At 53.8% G+C, this 855-nt stretch carries 1 protein-coding gene; it reads left to right on the top strand.

Annotated elements, in window-relative coordinates:
- The first annotated feature begins 137 nt into the window (after positions 1-137).
- Positions 138-773: a hypothetical protein gene (locus tag HV670_RS30215; RefSeq protein WP_246258145.1), complete on the top strand. Its 636-nt coding sequence runs from the start codon at positions 138-140 to the stop codon at positions 771-773.
- Positions 774-855 lie beyond the last annotated feature (82 nt).

Here is an 855-nt window from a genome sequence, read left to right as displayed (position 1 = left end):
AGGGCCTGCTCCTTGAACTCGACAGAATACGTTTGTCTCGCCTTCAACCTGCACCTCTGACTCTTCTTGATAAGAAATTTCAGAGGCGACAACTACTATGACGCCGGGGGCTACGCGGCATGGAGCCCACCTCGCACATGCTATCGATGGATGAGATGGTGCCCGCGTATGGGGGCAATCTCAAGATCGATGAGGTAAAGGCTCTGTGGGAAGCCGGGGTAGATACACCGGACATCGACAAGCAATTGTTGATGGATTACCTCTGCGGCACGATGCACCGTGAGGACGTACCCAAGGATTCCCGGGCGCATGGTGATATCGGCAACACCGAGACCATATTCAAGGGCCAGCTAGCCAAGGCTCGCAAGACGGGGCAGGTTAAATCGATCCTGCTCAATATGGGTAGCCTGCTGTGCACCGTTGAGATGGAACGCAACGGTATGTTCGTTGACAAGGAGCTAGGTCTCAAGCTCGCGTCCGAACTGAAGGCGAAGCTTGAGCAGATCACTACCGAGCTTCGCAAGTACCTGCCGGATGATCTACCGTTCGACTTCAATTGGTCCAATCGCTATCACCTGTCTCCGCTTATATTTGGCGGAAAGGTCAAGTACGAAAAGCGTACGCCGATTCTGGACGAGAACGGGAAGCAGGCGTACACGCAGAAGGATGAAAAGCACCTATACCTGAAGTCCAAGCCAAAGGCGACATTCCAGACTATGGCTGTGGAGGACTGGCTACGCCTTGAGCGTAAGCGGCTGGCGAACCCGTCTTGAATAGTGTGATCCGGCTTGGGAGTATCGTGTCCGCGAACAATTAGGCGGACACGTGAACACTATCGAAGAACAAGTACCGGTT

Source organism: Pararobbsia alpina (genome assembly GCF_902859895.1).
Lineage (GTDB): Bacteria > Pseudomonadota > Gammaproteobacteria > Burkholderiales > Burkholderiaceae > Pararobbsia > Pararobbsia alpina.
The sequence above is the reverse complement of the archived record's forward strand: the minus strand, read 5'-3'. Positions and strand labels throughout refer to the sequence as shown.

What these genes read in the sequence shown, in the direction of transcription:
- HV670_RS30215 (WP_246258145.1), top strand. Translation starts at nt 138, where the DNA reads ATGCTATCGATGGATGAGATGGTGCCCGCGTATGGGGGCAATCTCAAG.